The organism is Mesorhizobium sp. M7A.F.Ca.US.008.03.1.1 (assembly GCF_003997495.1).
Classification (GTDB): domain Bacteria; phylum Pseudomonadota; class Alphaproteobacteria; order Rhizobiales; family Rhizobiaceae; genus Mesorhizobium.
This window is the reverse complement of sequence record NZ_RZRU01000053.1, coordinates 1-1037: the sequence shown is the minus strand read 5'-3', so window position 1 is coordinate 1037 and position 1037 is coordinate 1. Positions and strand designations below refer to the sequence as shown.

General features: G+C 62.4%; 1 protein-coding gene. It reads left to right on the top strand.

Annotated features, from left to right (window positions below):
* Positions 1–88 precede the first annotated feature (88 nt).
* On the top strand, positions 89–1037 hold a 949-nt coding region (locus EOA16_RS32400), incomplete at its 3' end, for an IS481 family transposase (protein ID WP_095770220.1).

The window sequence follows — 1037 nt, the reverse complement described above, 5'->3', positions numbered from 1 at the left end:
CTAGGTGTGAGCTTTCGAGAGGTTGTCCATTCGGACCGGACCGAGGAGACTGGAGTTACCACGCTTCAGCATCCATCGGAGGGTCCGAATGAACATCCACAAGAATGCCCGTCTCACACCGCTGCGTCGAGAGGAGATGGCGTTATCGGTGATAGAAGGCGCTTTTTCCAAAGCCCATGCGGCGCGCGTCTATGGCGTGTCGGCCAAGATCGTGGCGCGCTGGGTCGAGCGCTATAAGACCAAAGGGCGGGCCGGCATGGTCGACCGCTCGTCGCGGCCCACCGTCATGCCGAGCCTGACCGAACAGTCCGTGGCCGAGCGCATCGCAGCCTTGCGTCGCCAGCGGCTGACCGGCAAGCACATCGCCCATGAGGTCGGCGTCTCGCCCGCCACCGTCAGCCGGGTTCTCAAGCGTGCCGGGCTGTCGCGGCTCAGGGATATCGAGCCGGCCGAACCGGTCCGGCGCTACGAGCGGGAGCATCCCGGCGAGATGATCCATATCGACATCAAGAAGCTCGGCCGCTTCAGCCAAGTCGGCCATCGTATCACCGGCGATCCGCAAAAGGGCAAGTCGCGCGGCGCCGGCTGGGAGTTCGTCCATGTCTGCATCGACGACGCGTCCCGCATCGCCTTCTCGCAAATCCTGCCCGACGAGAAAAAGGAGTGCGCCATCGCCTTCCTCAAGGCCGCGGTCGCCTATTACGCCAGCCTCGGCGTCACGATAGCCCGCGTCATGACCGACAACGGCTCCTGCTACAGATCAAAGGCCTTCGCCAAGGCCTGCCGCGATCTCGGCCTCAAGCACGTCACGACAAGACCCTATACGCCCAAGACCAATGGCAAGGCCGAGCGCTTCATCCAGACAGCACTGCGCGAATGGGCCTACGCCATTGCCTATCCGACATCCGATCATCGTGCCGCCGAACTGCCTGTCTGGCTGCACAGATACAATTGGCATCGTCCACATGGCAGCCTAAAGTCAAAAACGCCTATCAGTCGCCTCGCCCTGATCGAGGACAACCTGTTGAAGCTCCACA